Source organism: Nostoc sp. DedQUE05 (genome assembly GCF_034530955.1).
Lineage (GTDB): Bacteria > Cyanobacteriota > Cyanobacteriia > Cyanobacteriales > Nostocaceae > Nostoc.
This window is the reverse complement of record NZ_JAVRCB010000025.1, coordinates 1-18117: the sequence shown is the minus strand read 5'-3', so window position 1 is coordinate 18117 and position 18117 is coordinate 1. Positions and strand designations below refer to the sequence as shown.

Genomic DNA, 18117 nt, shown 5'->3' with positions numbered 1-18117 from the left:
GACTAGGTACTGGGGATTAGGAAAGAGTTTTCTTAATACCCAATCCCTAATCCCCAATCCCCAATCCCTAATCCCTAATCCCTAATCCCCAATCTATGGCAAATCGTTCACGCAAGCTGAAGCCAAAAGCCTCTAAACTAAATCAACCTCCTGCTGGTGCGATGAAACGCGTCGCTAAAAAACCCCAGAAAAAGCTAAAACGAGGAAGTTGGTTGTCATCAATATTAGCGATGCCTACGGCGGCAAGCTACGCAATTATCTTAAGTAGTGCTAGTCTAATTATGGCTTTTGCCTGGATTAGTGTTCTCTTCATCTTCAATCCAGACGAAGTAAGCTGGCTAAATAAAATTTTACCTGCATGGGCACAAATTCCCCTTGGTAAACACGAACGCCCCCAAACTCTCAAACAAATTCAACTGGATTTGAGTAAAAAAAACCAAATATTTGGGGAAACTCTGCCTTTAAATCAAGATGTGAAAACCTCATTTTTACTACCAGTTTTGCAACAACGTGCTAATTGTCAATCTGATTGTAAAGAACTGGTGGAACTCAGGGTTTACGAACGCTCAGAAGAGTTAGAGTTTAAATCTCAGTCAGAAAATTACTACTATTTAACGACTCAATTATCTGTAACTGGCCCAGATGAATCCTTTGTGATTTCTTCTTTGCTTGATGGAACTTCAGAACCCCAGGATATCAGTATTTCCCTACCTTTAACTGAAGTGCAACGCTTTGAAGGTAAGACACCATCATCAGGGGTTTGGTTTGATTTGCGGGGTAAACGCCAACAAGCAACTGATACGATCCGCTACGGTTACGTCGTATACTACAATCCAGAACGCACAAACTTACTACAAATGTTGTCTTGGACTAGTCCTAACGGACAATTGCCGAAATGGCAGCAGGTAACTGGTGATGGTACAAAAGAGTTAGTTATCGATCAAACAGTAGGTTTAGAACCGCATTTACAGGTTTACCAAGTCAAACCTCTGAAGTTATTCCTCAAACCAATTCAATTGGAGGCGATTAGCCTCCAATCATCGACCTTCAAGGATTCTGGATACCAAAGTGCCTTGTCAATTGCCCGTAGTGGATTGTGGACACCAGCTTTTGAATGGTTGAAATTTATCAAGAAACAGCACAAAGGAGTTTTACCAGAAACGGCGCAAGCACAAATGGATTTGATTCGCTTGCATTCTCAACTTACTAAAATTCAAGCCCAGAAAATTTGGGCAAGTCCTAGTCAAGAAGTGCTGGCAGATTTGATTGATGGTCGCTGGGAGAAAGCTTTACAGGTGTTTGAAACCTCGCCACATAATGCCCAAGAAATTGCCACTTTACTCAAAGCTGATGAAAAACGGTTGTGGAATCGCACAGTGGCAGCGTTGCAGGTAAACCCAAATAGACGAGAGGTGCAAGCTTGGTTCGCGTTGATTTTAGCAGTTCAGCGAGGAGAAGGACATGCTAATTCTTGGTTAAAGGCGCAACCAAAAATTACAAAAGAGAATCTTGACTATATTCAAGGTCTGTTGGCAAGACTCAATGGTAAGGGTACATCGCAAATATCCTCTACTCACCCTAGTCAGATTGTTGGTACGGTGCAACCAATCACTCAAGTTACTAATACCGAATGGCTGCAACCAAATTCCCCAGCAGATTTGAAACTTACGGATAACCAAGTTTGGTATCAGGTGGAGGTGAGTGCATTTAATGACGGGAAACGCTGGCTAAATTTCCCCTTTGATAATTTCAACCCACCGAAAACTGACGCCGCCAAATTTTTCTGGAAAACTTTGGGAATCACTTCTGACCCGGAAATCCAGATTGTAGTCTGGTTGCCAAATGGAGAACAAAAAATTACTATAGCCGCTATCAAAGCGGTGCAACTACGGGGTAAAGTTTTGCGCCTATTAGCTGCTGGCCCCAAAATTCCAGATAATCCAAACGATGTTCTCCAACCCAAACCTTTAGCTTTGACAAATGCAGCATTGGAATGGGTGCAACCATCTCCCATTACTTTACGAGAACTGCATCAACAAAATCCCCAAGGGGTGAAGATAATGTTATCGAGTTTGTGGCAATCTTTGCAGCAATCCGGTGAATTTCCGGTTGGTGCTATTCCTAGCTTTGAACAGATGCAGGAAAAATTGGGTGATTGGCCCGTTCAAGTGATTGATTTAACAAATAATGCTCAACCAGAAATAATCCTGACTATTTCACCAGAAGCAATAGCATCCTTGAATCAGGGCACACCTGAAATTCCAAGAGAAAACACAGAGCAGCGACGCGACCGGACTATAATTTTGTCTGATGTAAATAAAGTTATTTACACTGATTTTACAGGAAATTACTTACAAAGACTGTCTGCGATCGCCAAGCTTTCAGGGGTGCAATCCTTAGCTTTACTGGTAGAAAATGCTCATAACTACAGTTTGAGGCGCTGGTCAGAGAAAAATCAGCGCTTTGAATAACGCACCCCTGACTCAAATTTCCCCTTTACTCAAATTTAAATTAAAGAGGAGAAAAGCGACGCCGAATAGCCCGTCGTAGACATCGCTATCTAATCGCTATCTAGAAGACTGACTTATTCTTCTTTTTGGTTGGTTTCGGCTAAACGTTGGTGCTTCAGATTTTCCAATTGCTGCAACAGAGAGTCTACCTCTGCTTGTAAATGCATCAATTTAGCTTGCTGATCGTCTTGATAATAAGACTTGGTTAACTTACTGACCCAGGCAGTCTGGGACTCGCCATCGGAAACACTAGATAAATAAGTAGGCATCGCTAATTAAATCCACTATTTAACTCACACCATTAGAAATATTATAATAATGCTCTTTTAAGCTTTATTACATTATTGTATATTTTCAATCAATTACTCTAATGGATTTTGCGTTCAATCATAAAAGACGGTGATTATAATCGCTGTGTTCCAAAAAAACACTGACTCAAGTGTGTAAAGCTTCCTTCCGCTGGACGGTACTTAGGAGTAGTTAATTTATAGTCTGTCAATTATGGTTGTACTAATGATTATCGCCGTTTTTAGGGAATTTACGCAAGAAATTATATGTAGACTATATCAAGAATTATGCTAAATCATGAAAAAACCTAGGGCGAAGCACTTGCATTTGGTGCAATCTCTCGTAGAAAGGGAGGTGGAAGGCTAACATCAAAAAGAGACAGCCTCTTAAGTATTTTCCTATCTTCACTGAAACGTATAGGGTGTGAAAATACATAGATAAGTTTGAATAAAATAATTCACTAAACGCAACTTTAAACACGGATAAATAAGAGTTTCAGAGAGTTATGACATAAGTCTGATATGGGAATTAGGCTTGATTTCTAAATTTACTTCTATAGACAGAGAAGAGGGAATAAACAATAGGATAAATACGTACTCAGTCTTGTTAAAAAATAAAATAAGAGTCCTATAGATTTACAGATGATTTTTCATCTCGTCATTCTCCTCTAAGGTAATTTGTTGAACCGAAGGTCGCCGTGGCGGTTTATGATAAATTAACGTTCTAAATAAAAATAGCAAGTGAAACGCCTGCACCACAAAAAATAATATTCTTAACAAGATTATTTTGGATTAGGGAACTCTGAATAGGCAACTGGTAACGAAAAATCTACTTTCTTCCTCTTTCCGATTTTGCGCTTCCCGATCCCACCCTTTCTAAATATCCAATCCTTACATTAAGAAATTTTAAATCCCGTGACTTTGAGCCTGTCTGTTGCTACATCTCATCGCCAACCCTGGCCCGGACTGATAGAAGCCTATCGCGAATACTTGCCTGTCAGCGAAAAAACCCCGATTGTGACTCTATTGGAGGGCAATACACCTCTAATACCAGCGCCAGCGATCGCAGAACGCATTGGCAGACAAGTACGGGTTTTTGTAAAATATGACGGTCTCAATCCCACCGGCAGCTTCAAAGACCGGGGGATGACTATGGCAATTTCCAAGGCCAAGGAAGCAGGGGCAAAAGCAGTAATTTGTGCTAGCACGGGCAATACCTCAGCCGCCGCCGCCGCTTATGCTAGACGGGGAGGCATGAATGCCTTTGTACTGATTCCCGACGGTTATGTAGCGCTGGGCAAGTTAGCTCAAGCGTTGTTGTACGGCGCAGAAGTATTGGCAATTAAAGGTAATTTTGACCAAGCCCTAGAAATTGTCCGCGAGATGGCCGAAAGCTATCCGATCACTTTGGTGAATTCGGTCAATCCCTACAGGTTAGAAGGACAAAAAACAGCAGCCTTTGAAATTGTCGATGCATTGGGTGACGCACCAGACTGGTTGTGTATTCCTGTGGGAAATGCGGGGAATATCACAGCATATTGGATGGGATTTTGTCAATATCATCAAGCCAGAAAGTGCGATCGCCTACCCCGGATGATGGGATTCCAAGCCGCAGGAGCAGCGCCCTTAGTCCACGGTCAGCCAGTGGCGCATCCCGAAACCCTAGCGACAGCAATTCGCATTGGCAATCCTGCAAGTTGGGAGTTAGCGATCGCCGCCCAAACCGCCAGCCAGGGAAATTTCCACGCCGTTACCGATGCCGAAATTCTCGACGCCTATCGACTTTTGGCAGCATCAGAAGGTATCTTCTGCGAACCTGCTAGCGCCGCTTCTGTAGCCGGGTTGTTGCAGGTGAAAGACCAAGTTCCCACAGGGGCGACAGTAGTTTGTGTCCTCACAGGCAATGGACTAAAAGACCCAGATACAGCCATTAAACACAATCACAGTCAATTTCAACAAGGTATCGCGGCGGAACTGGGCGCAGTAGCTAAGGCAATGGGATTTTAGGGCATTGGGCATTGGGAAAGAGGAGGCAGAAGTTCTTTAATTTTGAATTTTGAATTTTGAATTTTGAATTGATTTCTCCCCCTGCTCCTCTGCTCCTCTGCTCCTCTGCTCCCCTACCCCTGCTCGTTCGTGTGTCAAGCTATCAATAGCATCACCCAAGGCAGTAGTCAGGCTATTGCGGGTTTGGGCGTGATTATCCTGCTCAGTTTTCAAAGCTTGCAAGAGGCGATCGCGTTCTTTAATTGCGGCGATCAGTTTAGCTTGCAAGTCTTCCACAGATTTTAGCTGTTCTATTTCTTGTTGGATAGCTACTGGTGTCCCAGCAGCTAGTGTTTCTATTTCAAAACCTTGGAGTTTATGCAGTTCTGCCTTGAGGGAGGCGATCGTCTGTTGGGAAAGTTGAGTATCTGTACGGCGTTGTTCTGCTTCTGTATTGTAAAGCTGACGCCATTTTTGGGCACTTTCCCAAGCTGTATCGCGCTCGTGTTGCAGCTGTGCCATCTGCTCTTTGATTACCTGGATTTCTGTCAACCACTGTTGTGTTAAATCTTGATTCATACATTAATAGTCATTAGTCATTAGTCATTGGTCAATGGTCATTAGTTAGAAACTCTTGAATCGGTATTCTTGCGATAGAAAGACAGATGCGATCGCTACGCAAAATTTAGCACAGTAGTTAATCAACCCAACCAGTTTTAACTCTAAATTATGCCAAAGCTTCGTTTTTTTCGCTTCTTTGGCCACCTCAATTGGCGCACGATTAAAAAAACTTTTTCCCGAACAATCGAAAGGCGACTTTTTGGACTCGCCTCGGAAATCGCCTTTAATGCCATGCTATCGCTGTTTCCAGCAATTCTTGCTATCATCACAGCCATTGGCTTATTGGCAGAATCTTTACAAAATACCTTTAAACAGCTGGCGGCACAACTAAGTCAAGTCCTACCCGATCAAGCCTTGGAGCTGATTCGTGATTTTGCTACTACAGAAATTACTAACTCCAAAAACAGTGGTTTATTTTCTCTAAGCTTTGTATTAGCAATTTGGACTGCTTCTGGGGCGGTGAGTACCGCAATGACAGCCCTCGATCAAATCCATCAAATTCCCTCAGAAAACATCCGTCCCTTTTGGAAAGCCAAGCTTGTCTCTCTGGGATTAACAGTCGGTACTATGTTGCTTTTAGTCTTGGCTTCTTTCTCAGTGTTTACTAGCGACTGGCTTTTGGGAATAGTAGTGCGCGAAAATAGTTCTTTGATCTTTTTGTTGCATATTTGGCTACTGTTACGCTGGCCTTTAGCTTTAAGTATTGTTGCTGTCGCCTTTGGCTTTGTCTATCGCTATGGCCCAAGCAAGTGGAACTCAGGCACGCCAATGATGCCTGGAGCAATTTTAGCAGCTGTTTTTTGGGCAATGTTGTCTGCCCTATTTCGGCTGTATGTGGCGAATTTTGGCAATTATAATAAAGTATATGGTGCTGTAGGAGCAGTGATAGTTTTAATGCTCTGGCTGTCAATGAGTGCTGCTGTTCTGTTAATCGGCGATCAGTTAAACGTGACTGTCGGCGAAGATATGCGCTTAAAAGCCCAGCCGCAATCGAAAGTAAAATATTAATTCGTAAATCCCTGAGAAAATGATTTCAAAAGCTCAGTAGGGGAGTAAAATATCTAACGATTCAATACAAAGTAAGCGATCGCCTCCATGCCTGATTCTCCTCCTCGATTTCCGATGATTGAACCTGATGCCAAAGCACCCACCTTGAAGCGCCTGCGTCAGCTAAGTCGGCTGCTGGATAATGTTATTACCATTCCTGGCACAAAGATTGGTTTTGGTTTAGATCCAATTTTAGGATTCATACCGATTGGTGGTGATTTTTTGGGAATAATGTTTTCTAGCTACATCATTCTAGAAGCAGCACGGCTAGGCGTATCTAGAGCGACTCTAGGTAAAATGGTTTTGAATGTAATCATTGATGGCTTGGTAGGAGCTGTCCCAGTTTTGGGAGACTTTTTTGATTTTGCCTGGAGAGCTAACACTAATAATATCAAGCTCTTGGAAGAATACTTAAAGTTTCCTAGCGAACAAAAGAGTGCAGACAGATGGTTTATATTTGCCGTTTTGGTTGGATTATTGCTCATCTCCATTGTCTTAGTAGCATTGCCTGTGATCTTAATTAGAATCCTGTGGAACGCCTTTACAGGCGGTTAAATTGTTTATTGATAATAAGAATGAAAGATTGGTGGCAAGCTACTTTTCCCAAAGGGCGGCAAAGTTTAGTTATTACTGATGCTAAAGGGTATCCTGTACAAATTGCTTATGGCGAAAGAGGTAGAGGTAAACCGCTAATTTTATTACATGGTATGGGGAGTTGGAGCTACAATTGGCGGCACAGCGTAGCAGCATTATCTAAATATTACCGAGTAATTTGTTTTGATGCCAAAGGTTTTGGTTTTTCTGAAAAACCATTGTCTCGTAAAGAACACAACGGTCATCAAGTTATTGAGTTTCAAAGAATTATTCAGGCATTATGTGATGAACCCGCAGTCATTGTGGCCGAATCTCTAGGGGGATTAGTTGCCCTTGCTCTTGCTCAAGAAAACCCGCAGTTAATCGGACGGCTTATAGTAGTAAACGTACCTGTTTTTGCCGAACAGCTACCCCATTGGTCTATGTGGTTGCTTGCCCAAATGCCTTTAGAAATAATGCAAACAATTGATTCTTTACGTCTGACATATTTGTTTGCACCTCTATTTAGAGAAGTTATGGCAATAGAAAGACGTAGAGTATTATTCGATCCCTCAATTTTAACGCAGGAAGATATCTATTGGATAACTTACCCGTTTACTGAATTGCCTGGTACAATCGCAAAAGTTGCCGAAGAGTTACAAATAGCCGCGCGAGAAATTGAGAATTGGCAAGCAAATAAGCCCAATATGCTCACCAAAATTCAAAATAACCTGAGTGCAATTAAGTGTCCCACACTAGTTTTGTGGGGTGAGCAAGATAGTTGGTTTCCTGCTAGTCATGGTAAAAAATTACATCAACATATCCCCAATTCAAAATTACAGATTTTATCTAACTGCTGTCATGATGCCTCAACTGGGGCTTCTGCGGTGTTGAATAAAACGATTCTTGAGTTTTTACAAGATACTAACTTTTAAAGAAGAATTCTGACTCCTGAATTCTGTTTCGATAAAAAGAGAGTGGGAGGAAGCATATCAGTCAGCTTTCAAACTCCCACTCTACCATTTGCTGCTGAAGTGAACAGGAATGTATACAGACGTTACCCATTAGGGGGCTAATGCGTAGTTCAACAACAACGCCTGCACGCATTGAATATTCCTGTTGCAGCAAATGCCAAACCTGATTATTGAATTTATTTACTGAGATAAATACTCTGCAAATAATTCTTAGAGATAGCTTTTTGTTTTTGTAAATCACTCAATAAATAGTGTTTTACAAAAGGAATTTGCTTAGGTGGTAGTCCCTGATAATCAAACCCTTGAAGTCGTTTATCTTCATACAATTTAACTTGAATCATCAAAAGCTAGTTGCCATTTTGGCAAGTTTTTAAATTTCCTAATTGCTCATATCTAACTTTTTAAAAGCAGTTAAACCGCTATATAGCAAATAAATTATTCCTACATAACAAGATTCCCGACTTCTTAGAGAAAGTCGGGAATCTAAGCCAAGCTAATTGGCAAAAAGTATTAATTTAACGGGGTTTTACTTTACGGTAGTATTAATACTGGCGTAAAATAGCAGACAATGAACTATTTTTACGAAGATCCATCAATTCTGCTAAGGATTCTGTGCGCGTATCCAGGTGGTGCTTGTGTTCTGCTGGGAGAACAGTTACCAGATGCTTTGTTTTAGGTTGCATCTGCATTAGGGGCATTAGTTGTGGCTGTGGCACAAAAATTGGCTGACTCTTGGGAAGATTTGGTTCCAATTTTTGGTAATGCTTCTGTGCCAAGCGTACCTGCTGGCGATTAACCTGTTTTTGAACTTTTTGCGGTTGCTTTGTGCGGTTAAGCATTCGGAAAATCAGCAAAGAACCACCACCACAGCTGAGAACGATCGCAGCAACCATCCATAAAGGTGTAGGATTACTACTCTCAGAGGGCACACCGATTGGTTCTTCAACGATAACTGGGATTTTTTCTGGTTCTTCTTGTGCTACCGGGCCAGCATTACCTAAGCTGTATAAGGCAAAGGCACCACCACCTAGAAACATGGCTAAACACCCGGTTAACAATAGCCAAGGATGATGTGCAACCAGATATATCAGAACATTCGAGCTGTTTTTTAGTCTCGATTTCCTGTTTGTCAGCTCTGGAGTAGCCCTTTTAAATTGGGTTCGCTCGCGCTGTACACTCTGACTTTTTTCCATGATTACTTTCAGATTTGTACCCCTCTAGTGAATAAATTGTACTGGAGGAGTCAAGCATCAGGTATCCGTAACAAATTTCAGATTTTAGTAGCTTTTTTGTAAAACATCAGCTACAAAATCTGGCTAAATTTTGCCAAAGTTCTGTATTTATTGTGACTTTTTACCGTACTAATCTGAAATCAGTTTGCTGATTTATTCTGTCAGCTAGGAGAATGTCTTTCAAGAGCAAGTTGAATTAACCGATCGACTAATTCTGGAAAGGAGACTCCACTATGTGCCCAGAGTTGAGGATACATACTTGTCGCAGTAAAGCCTGGTAAGGTATTGATTTCGTTAATAAATACTTCTTGTGTTGCTTCCACATAGAAAAAATCTACCCTTGCTAACCCAGCAGCGTCAACAGCGGCAAAAGCTTGTAAAGCCATGTCCTGAATTTGACGGGCGATCGCCTCTGGAAGCTGTGCGGGGATCAGTAAATCTGCCCGACCTTCAGTATATTTAGTTTCATAATCATAAAAATCGCTGTCATAAGTAATCTCTCCAATGACAGAGGCTTGGGGTCGATCGTTACCTAAAACGGCACACTCAACTTCTCTAGCGACTACTCCAGCTTCTACAACTAGTCGGCGATCGTAACTGGCAGCACTATCTAAAGCAGCTTCTAATTCTGGGCGCGATCGCACTTTGGCAATACCCACTGATGAACCCAAATTAGCAGGCTTGACAAAAGCTGGATAACCTAATGTTGCCTCAATTTCATCACACAGTTTCGGAAATACGCACGGATTAGACCAAACCTGCGATCTAGTTACCGCCTTGTATTTTACCTGTGGTAATCCCGCTTGCTCAAAAGCCATTTTCATGGCAATTTTATCCATTCCCATAGCCGAACCTAACACCCCAGAACCGACAAAGGGGACTTGCATCAAAGTCAGTAACCCTTGAATTGTTCCATCTTCACCGTTAGGGCCGTGGAGGATGGGAAACCAAATATCCACTTGGGCAACTTGAGAGGGAGATTGCCAATTGCTCAGAGTTTGGGCTTGAAGGTTGGATGTCAGATTTCCAACAGAAGTTGATGCCGATTCCAGTAGCGGACTGCCGGTTGCTAAAACCTTTTCGGGTGCTTCTCCTGCTAGCCAGCGGCCATCTTTTTGGATGTAAAAAGGCAATATTTCGTACTTACTAGCATTTTCCCCTGCACTCAAGGCGTTAGCGATCGCCCGTGCTGATTTGATCGAAACTTCATGTTCTCCCGAACGACCGCCAAACAGTAACCCCACCCGCAGCTTAGTCATTTTCGGCTCCTCCACACTTCTCAAGCAGATAGCGTATCACAACCTACAAAAATTGCCATATTTTTCTAGATTATTTTATCGAGGAAGGCAGGGGGAGCAGGAGAGAAGTTGCAGTAAGTTTTTCCCTCTGCCCCCTCCCTGCTGCCCTCCTGCCTCCTGCCCCCTGCCTTCTGCCTCCAATTAAAACAATCGTGTTGTCAGCTACAGTAATATTCCAGGAAAATGGGCAACAATATTGATAACTAACTAGAAATGCAGCCCTACCTGTAAAAGATGCTGCCGTTTCATGAAACCCAGAATTATTGTTTGTGGCTTAGGACGTACCGGATATAAAACCTTTCGTCTGCTGAGACATCAGGGAGCCTTCGTTGTTGGCATTCATCACCAATCTATCCCCGGCGAAACCGCAGGAGATGTGATTGTTGGAGATTTACAAGCAGCTTCTACCCTGACAGCAGCAGGAATTCAACAGGCACACACTTTAGTCATCGCTGGATCTAAAGATGCTCTGAATTTATCTATTATGATGCAAGCGCGGGTGCTGAATCCCCAGATTCGGATTATCAACCGTTTTTATAATACAAATTTAGGAGAGCGCCTAGATCAAAGTTTGCCAGACCATTTGAGTATGAGTGTTGTCGGATTAGCAGCACCCGTATTCACCTTTGCAGCACTGGGAAACCGAGCGATCGGACAAATTAAATTATTTCAGCAAACTTGGCCAATTCACGAAGAATACATCGATCAAAACCACTTCTGGAAAGGTCGAAAGCTGAGTGAATTGTGGTCAGACCGATCGCGGATGCTAATTTATTACTTACCAGTCAAAGGTGAGATGGATTTGGTATCAGCTGTCATAGCTGGCCAAGAAATCCAAGTAGGCGATCGCATAATTATTGGTACACAACCCCGCATCCGTTCTCCCCGGAGATCGTTGATTAGAAAACTGCTGAAAGTTATGACTAATTTTAGGCAGTTTCAGGAACACGGGCGATCGGTAGTGGTGGGTGCTATTGCACTATTGACGGTTATTGCGATCGCTACATTCACTTATATGTCGGCTGAGTTGAGTTTGTCTCCTGTGGATGCTCTATATTTTTCTGTCGGCATGATTACCGGAGCCGGTGGTAATGACAAAGTAGTAGAAAATGCTCCTAACAGTATTAAGTTATTTACTGTTGTGATGATGCTGATTGGAGCAGTAGTGATTGGTATTTGGTATGCCATGCTCACCGATTTTGTCTTAGGAAGCCGCTTTAAGCAATTTTGGGATGCAGCCCGAATTCCTCAGCGATCGCACTACATTGTCTGTGGCTTGAGTGGTATTGGGGTGAGAATTGTTCAGCAACTCCACGCCAGCGGACATGAAGTTGTCGTCGTTGAACCCGACTCCAACAGTAAATATATCAACACCGCCCGCGAACTCGGTATCCCTGTGATTCAGGGTGATGCCAGCTTCCGCACAATACTCAAAGCTAGCAATATAAACTCTGCCGCCGCAGTGATTACTGTTACTAGCAATGATGCTACCAATTTGGAAATTGCCCTCAAAGCCAAAGGTTTGGCACCCAGTATTCCGGTGATTGTTCATTATGGCGATCCTGATTTTGCTGGCATAGCCCAACAGCTATTTGGCTTCGATGCAGTGCTGAGTCCGGCTGAATTAGCAGCGCCAGCTTTTGCTGCTGCTGCGCTAGGGGGACGTATCCTGGGCAATGGCATCACAGCCGATAGTCTTTGGGTAGCTTTTGCCACTGTAATTACAGCTTCACACGTCTTTTGCGGTCAATGGGTGAAAGATGTAGCAATGTCTGCTGACTGTGTACCTTTGTACGTAGAAACAAACCACCAAACTCTTCACGGCTGGGATTTATTAGAAACTAATCTCAGTGATGGTGACGTTCTATATATGACAATGCCAGCGACGCGGCTATATCAATTGTGGCGGGGCGAGCAAGTTTGTGAAGCACATGCTTAAGACAATAGACCTCTTGGCATTTGTGCTTTTTGCACTCTTGTGGGAAAAGGGACTCATCTTTATTGGGGAAAGGGAAAATACCAAACCTTTCCCCTTCCCCTTTTCCCGATTTCTGCAAAAAGTCTAATTCTCACAGTCATTGCACCCTCATGCGTGACATTGATGTAAACTTAAGCCAAAAGCCTTTTCAAACCTCGTTTCTAGCGAATTATTAAAATCCAAAAAGGATCTGTTGTGAAAGCTGCAATTAGACTAGCTAACGAAAGTGATGCTTTAAAAATGCTGGCAATTTATGCGCCAGTTGTGTGGGAAACTTCAATTTCCTTTGAGATAGAGCCTCCCAGCAAAACGGAATTTGAAAAACGCATCAATAACTATCAACAGCAGATGCCTTGGCTAGTGTGTGAAATTAACGGTGAGATTCTAGGTTATGCCTATGCTACTCCCTACCGGACTCGTGCTGCTTACCAATGGTCTGTAGAATCATCCGTGTATGTAAATGTTGAATATCGCAGAAAAGGAGTTGCTAAAGCTTTGTACACTTCTCTTTTTGGCTTGCTGCAACTCCAAGGATTTTATAACGTTTTTGCTGCGATCGCTTTACCCAACCCAGCAAGTGTAGCTATGCATGAGGCTGTCGGTTTTTCGCCTCTAGGTGTTTTTTACAGAGTTGGGTATAAATTTAGTAAGTGGCACGATGTTGGCTGGTGGCAATTATCTCTGCAACAAGAGCCACCGTTATCAGTAAATCAGCCTCTTTCTTTGCCAGAAGTGCAAAAATCATCTCTGTGGAATCAAGCTTTAAGAAGTGGACTCTTGCTACTTCGCGTTTAACTTGGTGTTGCCCTTAGCTATTTAACATTTGTACACAATTTCCCGTAAATTTATTTGCAATAGAACATACTGATACTAACCATAGACAGAAAACTTGTCTTAGAAGTGTTATTATATTTGCCGCTTAATTCTTACAGAAGCGCTTTTTTAATTAAATAGGTTTGTGATCATTTAACATTGAGTTGAGTGGCGGCTGCAAAGCGCAGCGCAGCAGACGTTCGTCTTGAACGATTTGTTATGAGCGAACCTTTGCAAATAGATGACAATTAAAATATGAGCCATTTTTAAACAATGCCTTTTGTAAGACTGCCTCTTGTTTATAGCCACATTTCTCAAGCACTCGCATCGACGCTATATTCGGACCAAAAACTGGCGCAAATAACCTAACAACCTCTGTGCTAGAGAAAACAGATGTTGTGACCTTTTTTACTGCTTTAGTAGCTATGCCTTTGCCCCAATATTTTTGAGCAAGCCAATAACCTATTTCTGCCGAACGCTGATACTCATATTCGCCCACAGCAGCTCCAACCACACCAACAAAAACATCCTCTACTACAATAGCTTTGTTCATTTTCTCCTTGCTGCCAATATCTACCCACCATTCAGCATTTTCAAGTGTATATGGCGTAGGTATTCGAGAAGTAAGAAATTTTGTAACCTCATCATTATTCAAATATTCAATGAGATATTCTACATCCTGTTTTATAAAATCTCTAAGTACTACCATGCACGATTTCTCATAACTATTTAACCTCACTTCTATTTCTCTCTCTTTCGAGGAGATAAACTTTGAATTTTCCCGCTTCGAGTAACAAAAGTTTTTCCGCTTCCCTCTCTTCGTAGGAGAGGATTAGGGAGAGGTCGGGAAGGGAGTTAGGGGGTTAGGTTAATCGTTAGCTTTTTCACCACCACTCCCCACTCCCATTTATTTGTTAACTACTCGTTGTTGGTATTCCTGCTCAGTAATCATATCAAGAGTGTTCTCTAGACGATCTACAAATACAATACCGTCGAGATGATCGTATTCGTGTTGAAAAATCCGAGCGATAAAATCGGTTAATTCTTGCTTTTGTAAGTTGCCTTGAGAGTCAGTGTATTCGACTTCAATAGATTTATACCGAGGAACTAAGCCCCTAATTCCTGGAACACTTAAACAACCTTCCCAATCTTTGACAACTTCAGTTGAATGAGCAATGATTTTGGGATTTATCATGGCAGTAGGTTCCATTTCTGGCGCATTGGGATACCTGGCATTAGGACGGGAAGCCACAATAAATAAACGATAGGATTGTGCTACTTGAGGCGCAGCGATTCCCACGCCGTTAGCCTTGGCAACAGTGGCGATTAAATCTTCAATTAATTTTTGAATCTGCTCATCTTGAATATTTTCAACCCAAGCAGCTTTTTGGCGCAATGTTGGATTGCCTAATTGAATTATTGGCGCTAATTCAGTCATGATAAAACTCCTTTTAAGAATGGGGAATTGGGCATGGGGCATTGGAGAGTGGAGTATGTCAGTTATTTTTCAAATGAACAATGACAAATGACTAATGACTAATGACAAATGACAAATGACAAACATCATCCTTCACGTCTAACTGGCAAAGGAGCAGGTTGAACTCCTACTTGGACAATTTGCCCATTGCGTTCCACTTCTATGGGTAATTTAGTACCGATTTTGCTCTTTTCTACTAGCTTTTGTACTTCTTCAATTTTAGTAACAGGCTGGCTGTTAATGCTTTTAATCACATCACCGACTCTTAGTCCAGCTACAGATGCAGGCGATCGCGGCACAATCTCAACCAGCAAAACGCCGTCATCTGCTGTAATATTTAAGCGATCGCCTGCGACATTTTTGATTCTTTCTTTATTTTCTGGTGTCAATGTCACCATCTGCACACCCAAATAAGGATGATCCACCTTGCCTTTAGCAATTAATTCTTGGGCAATCCTTTGCACAGTATTAATGGGTATAGCAAATCCCAAGCCTTGAGCGCCTCGGATAATCGCTGTATTCATTGCAATCACTTGACCGCGAGCATTGAGCAATGGCCCACCAGAATTACCAGGGTTAATCGCAGCATCCGTTTGGATGTAATCAACCCGCTTGTCACTTGCACCGATATCGCTACTAGAACGCCCTGTAGCACTAATAATTCCAGATGTGACGGTATTATTCAAGCCTAATGGATTACCAATGGCAATTACAGCCTCTCCTGGTTGCAAAGCATCAGAGTTACCCACAGCTAGAGTTGGCAGATTATTCGCATTAATTTTGATCGTTGCCACATCTGTTACTGGGTCTTCACCCAAAACTTTCCCATCAAAAGTCCGGCCATCTTTGAGTATAACAGTGACTCTATCAGCACCATCTACCACATGGGCATTGGTAACAATTTGACCGGAAGAATTAATAATAAATCCAGAGCCACTACCGCGTTCTACGCGTTGTCTAGGCTGTGGCGCTCCTTCTCCAAAAAACCGCCGGAAAAATGGATCGTTGTTAAATTCGTCTGGTACGCGAGAAGTAATTGTTCGGGAAGAATCAATCCGAACTACCGCAGGCCCCACCTGTTGCACTACTTTCACGACAAAATTAGGATCTCCAGACGAAGAGAAAATCTGCGGGGGGACAATTACCGGATTAGGTTGTGTTGTGTTTTGGGCTTGAGTATCGCTTTGCTGATTATCAACAGTCCTAGCAGGTAGAAGAGAGCAGCTCCCCAGGAACACCACTGCTACCCCGTATGAGAGCATCCACAACCTATGGGGTAAGCCCCTGGTTTCAATCTTTTTGGGTGCTGAGTGATGGTTTGTTATCTTCATGTGTCGTTGCTTCTCCGTGTCAATGAGAGTGCTGAGTTAAAAGTGCAAAGTGCTGAGTTAAAACCGCTCATTAGGGACGATGCATATATTGGGTACAAAAGCTGTGAGAAATTTTATTTTACTCACCACTTAGCACTCAGCACTCGGTTTGGTCAGTGGGTGTTAGGATCTTGCCTACTGGGTAGATCCCAAAATGGTTACAACTTAAAAGCTTATTTTAGGTCTAGCGTGTCTCAATGCTAAATTAGTGCTTTCTCTTCTATTGTGACGATTAGCAGCAAAGGTGGTGGATAATGGAAATTCCCATAGAAAGTCTGTGGATTCAGGTACTAGAGCGCCTAAAGCTTGAACTATCCCGACCTACCTTTGAAACTTGGATCAAAACTGCTAGTGCAGAGCGATTAGAAAATAATTGTTTGATTATCCGCACTCCTAACCCATTTGCTCGTAATTGGTTACAGAAGTATTACATCAATACGATTGCTCATGTAGTCCAAGATATTCTCGGTCATCCCGTAGGAATTTACATTACTGTTGCTCAAGGCGATCAAGTTTCTCATTTTAGTGAACGAGAGGTTGCTTGGGAATCACCAAATTCCAGCAGTATTTCTGAAGCTGTTCTCGATCGCAATCATCAAACTACTGACTTAAACTCTAAATATGTCTTTTCGCGGTTTGTAGTTGGTGCTAACAATCGCATGGCTCATGCTGCTTCTTTAGCAGTTGCAGAATCTCCAGGTAAAGAGTTTAATCCTTTATTTTTATGCGGTGGTGTCGGCTTGGGTAAAACTCATCTGATGCAAGCTATTGGTCATTATCGCTATGCAATTTTTCCTAATTGTAAAATATTTTATGTTTCTACTGAGCAGTTTACTAATGATTTAATTACAGCCATCCGTAAGGATAGTATGCAAAGTTTCCGAGAGCATTACCGAGCGGCTGATGTTTTATTAGTGGATGATATTCAGTTTCTTGAAGGGAAAGAGTATACCCAAGAAGAATTCTTTTATACTTTTAATACTCTACATGAAGCTGGTAAACAAGTTGTCATTGCTTCCGATCGTCCGCCCAACCAAATTCCTAGCTTGCAAGAACGTCTTTGTTCTCGGTTTTCTATGGGTTTAATTGCAGATATCCAAAAGCCCGATTTAGAAACGAGAATGGCAATTTTACAGAAAAAAGCCGAGGATGAAAATATTAGTCTTCCCCGCGATGTAATTGAGTATATTGCTTCTAACTATACTTCTAATATTCGAGAATTAGAAGGAGCTTTAATTCGGGCGGTAGCTTATATTTCTATTTGGGGTTTACCGATGACGGTGGAAAATATCACGCCAGTTTTAGAACCGCCTAACGAAAAAATGGCAGCTACCCCAGAAGCAATTTTAAAGGTGGTGGCGGATAATTTTGATGTTTCAATAGATGACCTCAAAGGTAACTCGCGACGAAGAGAGATTAGCTGGGCGCGTCAATTAGGAATGTATCTCATGCGCCAACACACGGCTTTGAGTTTGCCGAGAATTGGCGAGGAATTTGGTGGTAAAGACCATACAACGGTAATCTATAGTTGCGATAAAATTACCCAACTTCAAGAGAGCGATCGCACCTTAGTACAAACTCTACGTGAATTGAGCGATCGCATCAATATGACTAGCCGTTCTCAAAAACCATCTTGAAGATGTATTGTAAGTTTTCCACAAGCAGCAGTCTGAATTATGAGCTTTGACGGCTGAAGAATTAGTCAAGAATATTAAGTAACGTCTAAAAATTGATTAAATTTAACTTAGATTGTGGAAAAAACTGGGGAAAACTTGATATTCTACAGTTAACATTTAATTGAGTATAATTACCTTGTGGAAAAACTCAAGTACTTTTCCACAAGTTTTCCACAAGGTAAACTTGCCTAACTATGATTGCAATAGAAATTGTGGAATTTTCGGCGTTGCATAATAGAGGGATGAATTGAGGTCATCTACTGTGCAATGTCCAT

The 18117-nt window shown here is 42.1% G+C and carries 15 protein-coding genes; 8 read left to right on the top strand and 7 right to left on the bottom strand.

What is annotated here, in order from left to right; translation table 11 throughout:
- Window positions 1-95: 95 nt before the first annotated feature.
- Complete coding sequence (locus RMZ42_RS19020; RefSeq protein WP_322672857.1) at window positions 96-2471, top strand: hypothetical protein; 2376 nt, start codon at window positions 96-98, stop codon at window positions 2469-2471.
- A 113-nt stretch (window positions 2472-2584) separates the two neighbouring features.
- On the opposite strand, the gene RMZ42_RS19015 is transcribed toward RMZ42_RS19020, so the two are convergent.
- Window positions 2585-2779: a hypothetical protein gene (locus RMZ42_RS19015; RefSeq protein WP_322672856.1), complete on the bottom strand. Its 195-nt coding sequence runs from the start codon at window positions 2777-2779 to the stop codon at window positions 2585-2587.
- 933 nt (window positions 2780-3712) lie between these two features.
- Between RMZ42_RS19015 and thrC the strand changes: the two genes are divergently transcribed.
- Entirely contained in the window at window positions 3713-4804 is a 1092-nt protein-coding gene (thrC, locus tag RMZ42_RS19010) for a threonine synthase (RefSeq protein WP_322672855.1), read from the top strand.
- Window positions 4805-4840: 36 nt separating this feature from the next.
- Here the strand turns inward: thrC and RMZ42_RS19005 are convergent, their stop codons facing one another.
- Window positions 4841-5362 carry a hypothetical protein gene (locus RMZ42_RS19005; RefSeq protein WP_322672854.1) on the bottom strand — a complete coding sequence of 174 codons (522 nt, stop codon included), beginning with the start codon at window positions 5360-5362 and terminating at the stop codon, window positions 4841-4843.
- Between the two features lie 150 nt (window positions 5363-5512).
- Between RMZ42_RS19005 and RMZ42_RS19000 the strand changes: the two genes are divergently transcribed.
- The 3 genes from RMZ42_RS19000 (at window position 5513) to RMZ42_RS18990 (ending at window position 7959) form a co-directional block, all read left to right on the top strand.
- A complete protein-coding gene (locus tag RMZ42_RS19000; protein ID WP_322672853.1) occupies window positions 5513-6412 on the top strand; it encodes a YihY/virulence factor BrkB family protein in 900 nt (299 codons plus the stop codon).
- 87 nt (window positions 6413-6499) lie between these two features.
- Entirely contained in the window at window positions 6500-7006 is a 507-nt protein-coding gene (locus RMZ42_RS18995) for a DUF4112 domain-containing protein (protein WP_322672852.1), read from the top strand.
- A 20-nt stretch (window positions 7007-7026) separates the two neighbouring features.
- A complete protein-coding gene (locus RMZ42_RS18990; protein ID WP_322672851.1) occupies window positions 7027-7959 on the top strand; it encodes an alpha/beta hydrolase in 933 nt (310 codons plus the stop codon).
- 581 nt (window positions 7960-8540) lie between these two features.
- Here RMZ42_RS18990 and RMZ42_RS18985 read toward each other — a convergent pair.
- Both RMZ42_RS18985 and RMZ42_RS18980 read right to left on the bottom strand, forming a co-directional pair.
- A complete protein-coding gene (locus RMZ42_RS18985) occupies window positions 8541-9035 on the bottom strand; it encodes a hypothetical protein (protein WP_322672850.1) in 495 nt (164 codons plus the stop codon).
- A gap of 356 nt (window positions 9036-9391) precedes the next feature.
- A complete protein-coding gene (locus RMZ42_RS18980; protein ID WP_322672849.1) occupies window positions 9392-10489 on the bottom strand; it encodes a D-alanine--D-alanine ligase family protein in 1098 nt (365 codons plus the stop codon).
- 286 nt (window positions 10490-10775) lie between these two features.
- Here RMZ42_RS18980 and RMZ42_RS18975 point away from each other — a divergent pair, with 286 nt between their 5' ends.
- Both RMZ42_RS18975 and RMZ42_RS18970 read left to right on the top strand, forming a co-directional pair.
- On the top strand, window positions 10776-12467 hold the full coding sequence (locus RMZ42_RS18975) for an NAD-binding protein (protein ID WP_322672848.1): 1692 nt from the start codon (window positions 10776-10778) through the stop codon (window positions 12465-12467).
- A gap of 234 nt (window positions 12468-12701) precedes the next feature.
- The gene (locus tag RMZ42_RS18970; protein ID WP_322672847.1) at window positions 12702-13301 is read left to right on the top strand and encodes an arsinothricin resistance N-acetyltransferase ArsN1 family B; all 600 of its coding nucleotides are present in this window, start codon (window positions 12702-12704) and stop codon (window positions 13299-13301) included.
- A 235-nt stretch (window positions 13302-13536) separates the two neighbouring features.
- Here the strand turns inward: RMZ42_RS18970 and RMZ42_RS18965 are convergent, their stop codons facing one another.
- From RMZ42_RS18965 to RMZ42_RS18955, 3 genes are all read right to left on the bottom strand, one after another.
- The gene (locus RMZ42_RS18965; protein WP_322672846.1) at window positions 13537-14028 is read right to left on the bottom strand and encodes a GNAT family protein; all 492 of its coding nucleotides are present in this window, start codon (window positions 14026-14028) and stop codon (window positions 13537-13539) included.
- 198 nt (window positions 14029-14226) lie between these two features.
- Window positions 14227-14757 (bottom strand): peptide deformylase, encoded by a 531-nt coding sequence (gene def / locus RMZ42_RS18960; RefSeq protein WP_179068956.1) that lies wholly within the window; start codon window positions 14755-14757, stop codon window positions 14227-14229.
- A 125-nt stretch (window positions 14758-14882) separates the two neighbouring features.
- Window positions 14883-16127, bottom strand: coding sequence for an HhoA/HhoB/HtrA family serine endopeptidase (locus RMZ42_RS18955; RefSeq protein WP_322672845.1), 1245 nt, complete (start codon window positions 16125-16127; stop codon window positions 14883-14885).
- A 293-nt stretch (window positions 16128-16420) separates the two neighbouring features.
- Here RMZ42_RS18955 and dnaA point away from each other — a divergent pair, with 293 nt between their 5' ends.
- Window positions 16421-17803, top strand: coding sequence for a chromosomal replication initiator protein DnaA (gene dnaA / locus RMZ42_RS18950; RefSeq protein ID WP_322672844.1), 1383 nt, complete (start codon window positions 16421-16423; stop codon window positions 17801-17803).
- The last annotated feature ends 314 nt before the right edge of the window (window positions 17804-18117 follow it).

What these genes read in the sequence shown, in the direction of transcription:
- RMZ42_RS19020 (WP_322672857.1), top strand. Translation starts at nt 96, where the DNA reads ATGGCAAATCGTTCACGCAAGCTGAAGCCAAAAGCCTCTAAACTAAAT.
- RMZ42_RS19015 (WP_322672856.1), bottom strand. Translation starts at nt 2,779, where the DNA reads ATGCCTACTTATTTATCTAGTGTTTCCGATGGCGAGTCCCAGACTGCC.
- RMZ42_RS19005 (WP_322672854.1), bottom strand. Translation starts at nt 5,362, where the DNA reads ATGAATCAAGATTTAACACAACAGTGGTTGACAGAAATCCAGGTAATC.
- RMZ42_RS19000 (WP_322672853.1), top strand. Translation starts at nt 5,513, where the DNA reads ATGCCAAAGCTTCGTTTTTTTCGCTTCTTTGGCCACCTCAATTGGCGC.
- RMZ42_RS18995 (WP_322672852.1), top strand. Translation starts at nt 6,500, where the DNA reads ATGCCTGATTCTCCTCCTCGATTTCCGATGATTGAACCTGATGCCAAA.
- RMZ42_RS18990 (WP_322672851.1), top strand. Translation starts at nt 7,027, where the DNA reads ATGAAAGATTGGTGGCAAGCTACTTTTCCCAAAGGGCGGCAAAGTTTA.
- RMZ42_RS18985 (WP_322672850.1), bottom strand. Translation starts at nt 9,035, where the DNA reads ATGTTTCTAGGTGGTGGTGCCTTTGCCTTATACAGCTTAGGTAATGCT.
- RMZ42_RS18980 (WP_322672849.1), bottom strand. Translation starts at nt 10,489, where the DNA reads ATGACTAAGCTGCGGGTGGGGTTACTGTTTGGCGGTCGTTCGGGAGAA.
- RMZ42_RS18975 (WP_322672848.1), top strand. Translation starts at nt 10,776, where the DNA reads ATGAAACCCAGAATTATTGTTTGTGGCTTAGGACGTACCGGATATAAA.
- RMZ42_RS18965 (WP_322672846.1), bottom strand. Translation starts at nt 14,028, where the DNA reads ATGGTAGTACTTAGAGATTTTATAAAACAGGATGTAGAATATCTCATT.
- def (WP_179068956.1), bottom strand. Translation starts at nt 14,757, where the DNA reads ATGACTGAATTAGCGCCAATAATTCAATTAGGCAATCCAACATTGCGC.
- RMZ42_RS18955 (WP_322672845.1), bottom strand. Translation starts at nt 16,127, where the DNA reads ATGAAGATAACAAACCATCACTCAGCACCCAAAAAGATTGAAACCAGG.
- dnaA (WP_322672844.1), top strand. Translation starts at nt 16,421, where the DNA reads ATGGAAATTCCCATAGAAAGTCTGTGGATTCAGGTACTAGAGCGCCTA.